The 4,334-nt window shown below is 41.9% G+C and carries 7 protein-coding genes and 1 pseudogene; all 8 read right to left on the bottom strand.

All coding sequences use genetic code 11. The features are described 5' to 3' along the window. Positions 1 to 55 precede the first annotated feature (55 nt). On the bottom strand, positions 56 to 1,207 hold the full coding sequence (locus tag Q7J27_12920; GenBank protein MDO9530041.1) for a nucleotidyltransferase family protein: 1,152 nt from the start codon (positions 1,205 to 1,207) through the stop codon (positions 56 to 58). A 35-nt stretch (positions 1,208 to 1,242) separates the two neighbouring features. Then, complete coding sequence (locus tag Q7J27_12915) at positions 1,243 to 2,280, bottom strand: signal peptidase I (protein ID MDO9530040.1); 1,038 nt, start codon at positions 2,278 to 2,280, stop codon at positions 1,243 to 1,245. A 151-nt stretch (positions 2,281 to 2,431) separates the two neighbouring features. Then, positions 2,432 to 2,899, bottom strand: a complete 468-nt coding sequence (locus tag Q7J27_12910) for a PIN domain-containing protein (GenBank protein ID MDO9530039.1) — start codon at positions 2,897 to 2,899, stop codon at positions 2,432 to 2,434. Next, on the bottom strand, positions 2,896 to 3,120 hold the full coding sequence (locus Q7J27_12905) for a hypothetical protein (GenBank protein ID MDO9530038.1): 225 nt from the start codon (positions 3,118 to 3,120) through the stop codon (positions 2,896 to 2,898). The genes Q7J27_12910 and Q7J27_12905 overlap by 4 nt, the downstream gene beginning before the upstream one ends. A gap of 92 nt (positions 3,121 to 3,212) precedes the next feature. Continuing rightward, a complete protein-coding gene (locus Q7J27_12900; protein MDO9530037.1) occupies positions 3,213 to 3,344 on the bottom strand; it encodes a hypothetical protein in 132 nt (43 codons plus the stop codon). A gap of 132 nt (positions 3,345 to 3,476) precedes the next feature. Then, on the bottom strand, positions 3,477 to 3,689 hold the full coding sequence (locus Q7J27_12895; GenBank protein MDO9530036.1) for a type II toxin-antitoxin system HicB family antitoxin: 213 nt from the start codon (positions 3,687 to 3,689) through the stop codon (positions 3,477 to 3,479). 3 nt (positions 3,690 to 3,692) lie between these two features. Next, positions 3,693 to 3,848 (bottom strand): annotated as a pseudogene (locus Q7J27_12890) (type II toxin-antitoxin system HicA family toxin). A 133-nt stretch (positions 3,849 to 3,981) separates the two neighbouring features. Then, positions 3,982 to 4,334: hypothetical protein (locus tag Q7J27_12885; GenBank protein MDO9530035.1), on the bottom strand; the 353-nt coding region annotated here is incomplete at its 5' end.

Here is a 4,334-nt window from a genome sequence, read left to right as displayed (position 1 = left end):
GAAACAAGTTCAGGACATGATTTTGGGTGACAAAAAATGACTTTTTCCTTGGCCGCTAAACTTTAAAGATACGCGACAGGACTTCCCTGATTCGGTTAAGATAGTATCTGTAATTCATATCAGCCTCGGAGATATAGCTTCTCTGGGCCAGGATGTCTTTCGGCGGGAATAGTGTTTTTCCCACGAACTTCAGTTTTTTCGCCAGCCCTTTATTCATGGATAAATGTATCAGATAGCTCATGCCGGGGATGCGTTTGTTTTCCGCAGTTTTCCGCATGAAGATCTTTTCAGGAATGCTGAATCTTTTGGGCTTAAGTTTCAGCAAAACATCTTCCGGGACGTTGGCTTTAACAAAATAAGCTGAAAAATAGAGGGTTGTATAGACCATTTTGTTCAGATTGAATTTTATGGTATCCCGAACCAGAATGTCCCAGTCCAGACCTTTTCCATAATAATTTATGACCCTGTCGATATCACAGAAATAGCTGAGCTTGCTAAGAGAGTGGGTTACCCTGAGAGCGTGTTCTGACAGGTGTATAATAAGATGATGCGGAGACATAACCCATGTCTCGGTATCTGCGATAGTTGCCCTTACGGCATCACGCCAGATATCGTCCATTTTAATGTATCCGATATACGATTCATTGGGTATTGTTGAATTGACGAAGTGCCAGTGGACATGAAAAGAGGGAGCGTTTTTAGCGGGGTTTCTGTAATCAAGTGTTGTCAGGTAGGTTGAGGTAAAATCAACGTCGTCAACGGATCGATCCGCCGGGGAATACCCCAGCTTTTTTAACAGTTCATCTACCCGATGAAGGTCTTCATTTTTCACAAGGAGGTCAACGTCCGACATTGAGCGCAGGGCTGGATTGCCATATACCGTTTCGGCTAATGCCGCCCCTTTCATCACAATTACCTGAAGTTCCCTCTGATTAAACAAGCCAAGTACTTTTTTAAGCTCTTCAAAAATGAGGGCATTTTTGGTGGCGCTCAGGTAGTAATCTTTTTTTAATTCTTCTGTTACATATTTTGGAATATCGTAATGCGCCGCAATCTCGGGAAGGCGGCTGAAAACCAAAGGCGAGATGCCTTCATTCCGCGCCTTTTCCAGAAAAACGTTCCAATCGATATCCCGTATTTCTAAAGGATCGCCATTTTTTGTTCTGCAACAGTAAAGCAGTAAATGATCTTCCCTTGACCAGGTCAATTGAATTCCCCTTATTAAACAGTGTTTCCATTTTTTCAGGATTTAATATCCTTTACCAGAATAATTCTCAGGCGTGAAGTTTTTTTGGCTTCTTGTTGAAGCTGTTTGTCCAGCTCAGGAACTGAAATCTGGCGGAACCCTGATTTTCGATAAAGTTTATTCGCAGGCTTGGCATCCTCAAAGACCAGAAGCTTAATTTCTGAAGCACCACGTTTCGCTGCTACATCCGCAGCCATCTTTGTCAATTTTTCGCCGATTCCTATTTTCCGATAGGGCCAATTTACCTTCATACCAAAAAGCCACCAGCCAGCATTAGGATGATCGCTTTCTTCAGACCTGGAGAGAGTTACACCACCGATAACCATATCTTCCTGCTTTGCTACAAGCCAATATCCTGAATCTTCGGGATTTTTGAGCTGTTCATGCAAGGTATTCGTGAGATTCTCTGACTCAGGCTGCTGGTTATACCTGTAAAACAGGGAGAGCGAAGAGGCATCATCAGTAGTAGCAATTTGATAGTGAATATTATCTTCCATCATTTTTTTAGCCAGGAAGCCGTAAAGTTTAAGGCTTTGAAGTTTTTCTAAAATAATGCCCAGATGTTTACGCCCTTTGCGCTTCACTTTACTTCCTATAGGATAAATCCAATGGTTGAGTGGAGATAGTCCGGCAATAAATAAACCAATTATACGATAAAGTTTTGTATTTAGTTTTCTTTTTCGCCCGTTTCTTTCAATGGCTGCGATTCTGCCCAGGATGTTTTTTAAATCTACCGTTTCAGGTTGACCGAAGGCGGCATCACCTTTGATGAAAAATTCCGTTCCGCTACCCGTTATTGTTTTTCGGATTACGCGATGTACGATTGCCCGATCATCTGCAGTCTTATATAAAACTACATCACCGACTTTAACAGGGGAATTTTGAAACGGGCTTACAGTAATAATATCTCCGTCCTGGATAAAAGGCCGCATACTGAAACCCTTTGCCCGAAAACGGATGGATGTTCCTCTTTTGAGGAGATCACCACTGAATTTTAATAAATCGGAGTTGTTTAAAAGGATGGGATTTTTCATTATCCTTTGTGCGGAAAATTCGGCATGTGTGTTTCATGGTTTTCTAGTTGCCATGGACGGCAACCATGTCTTTCAGGGGCACAATTTCAGATAACGATTTGAGAACAAAACAAGTTTGAAAAAATTGGAGCGATAGCTCTTTTGTCCTCTGTTATACGCCTGTTGGTCGCCCTGATAAATAATCATTTAAAAGCAAAACCTTTATTTCTTTTATCTTTTTGAGCTTTTTGTCATTAGTGAGAAACACATCGGCTCCAACATCAACAGCTGTTGAAAGCTGAATAGAATCTATTGTTTTGAGGGCCGGATATTGCCCTCTCAATCTCCCAGCTTTTTCAGCTATACCAACAGAGATTTCTATCAAATTAAAATTTCTTCCATGTTTGAGAAACTCAGCAAATTTCTTTGCCAATTTTTCATCTCCAGCTTCAACTGGCTTAGACAAAACTTCAGTTAGGGTTATGACAGAAGAAAAGGCAATCAATTTTTCTGACTGAAAAGAATTAACAACTTCTTTAACAAGTGGACCAAACTCAGGATGGGCTTCGATATAGTAGATAACAGGAGCTGTATCTATAAAAATAGTATTGATTTGCTCAAGCTCATCCGAAATGGTCATATCCGATCCTCTCTCAAACGACTAACATACTCTTGAGCATCCTTACCTTTCCATAACCCTTTTCCAAGTCCATAAAGTTTATTCCAGTCAAGCTCCTTTTTCATAGAAAGACCAGTTTTTCTTAGTTGATGAGCAAGCCTTTCTACTAATTTTAACTGCTCCTGAGGTGTAAGTCTCTCTATCTCTTTTTCAATTTTTTCTAAGGCAACAGCTTTTCGCATTTTTAGTCCCCTTTCTTTGTTGATGAAATTAATTTTTGAAGTTCCTTCACACATGTAATCGTTGTTTAGGGTTTAGGAGAAATTTCGCCTAACTATATATTTCTTACGAAATCGATGATTCTTTTGTCCGGCAGGAAATGAAGTTCATAACAGGGTAACTTGTTTGCCATACGATCAAGCAGGCCCAATATCCCCCTGCCCGCCGCCGTCAATCCCACATGCATGCAGCAATACCCCCTTACGAAGGGACAGCAGGATGATCATCAGTATCTGATTTAAAGGATATCCTAAGGGGTCGGGAAGTGTGTTCCAGTTAAACGCCTGTGCGCTTGTTAGCCGAAGTGTCCGAAAGTTCTTCAATTAACAGCAACATATTCTGCGAAAGAAGTAGTCTCAGGAATCGACAAATTGTCTTCCAACAATCCACGCACATGCATTTCAATCGCCTCGTGCATATTTCGCTCTGCCTCTTCACGGGTAGCGCCGGTAGCAATACAGCCCGGCAAATCGGGCGAATAAGCAGAATAGTTACCTTCCGCTTTCTCAATGATAACAAGAAACCGATGCATCTGTCACTTCACCTCCTTCAATTTCGCCTGTTTCAAAACACTGTTCAGAGTACCCGGCGCTAAATCGTCACTTGGATGTCCAGCGATAGTAACTCTGCCAGTTTTTGTCGCATGTTTGTATTGCCGATGACTGCCTTTTGTGTCTATGCGATACCAGCCATCAGCCTCTAATCAACTCTATGATATCACGCACCTTCATTGCTCTTCATTTCGGATTGCCTTCTTTGTCCAATTCTGACTTCTGACTCCTGAGTAGTTACCTTTATAGCAAATGCCTCTGCCCGCAGATGAGCTATCCGGCAGAGATATTCAACAGGGGCCTCTGGATTGCCATTCTCCAGCCATGCCCAGCCTCTGCGATCTGGTCGAGGATGTTGAATACTTCTTCAGTTGTCAGCTCCTTCTCAATTATGTCTCGATCATTTGCCGATAGGTTGCAATAACAATGAGCGCAACGCAGGTTGCAGCGAAAGGTTAGCTCAAGTGATCCGCTGAGCGGAATCCTTTTTGCCACAACCTCGTCATATAGCCGTTCACCAAATTGGGTGTAGCTGATTTCCGGTATATGTGGACATTCCATGATTCTTAACCTTCTATTATGGCTTTTATTTCTTCCAACTGCATGAGATGCTCCATAATATCCTT

Source organism: Syntrophales bacterium, from assembly GCA_030655775.1.
GTDB lineage: Bacteria > Desulfobacterota > Syntrophia > Syntrophales > JADFWA01 > JAUSPI01.
The sequence above is the reverse complement of the archived record's forward strand: the minus strand, read 5'-3'. Positions and strand labels throughout refer to the sequence as shown.

Coding starts and splice junctions, on each gene's coding strand:
- Q7J27_12915 (MDO9530040.1), bottom strand. CDS start 2,280: ATGAAAAATCCCATCCTTTTAAACAACTCCGATTTATTAAAATTCAGT.
- Q7J27_12910 (MDO9530039.1), bottom strand. CDS start 2,899: ATGACCATTTCGGATGAGCTTGAGCAAATCAATACTATTTTTATAGAT.
- Q7J27_12905 (MDO9530038.1), bottom strand. CDS start 3,120: ATGCGAAAAGCTGTTGCCTTAGAAAAAATTGAAAAAGAGATAGAGAGA.
- Q7J27_12900 (MDO9530037.1), bottom strand. CDS start 3,344: ATGCATGTGGGATTGACGGCGGCGGGCAGGGGGATATTGGGCCTGCTT.
- Q7J27_12895 (MDO9530036.1), bottom strand. CDS start 3,689: ATGCATCGGTTTCTTGTTATCATTGAGAAAGCGGAAGGTAACTATTCT.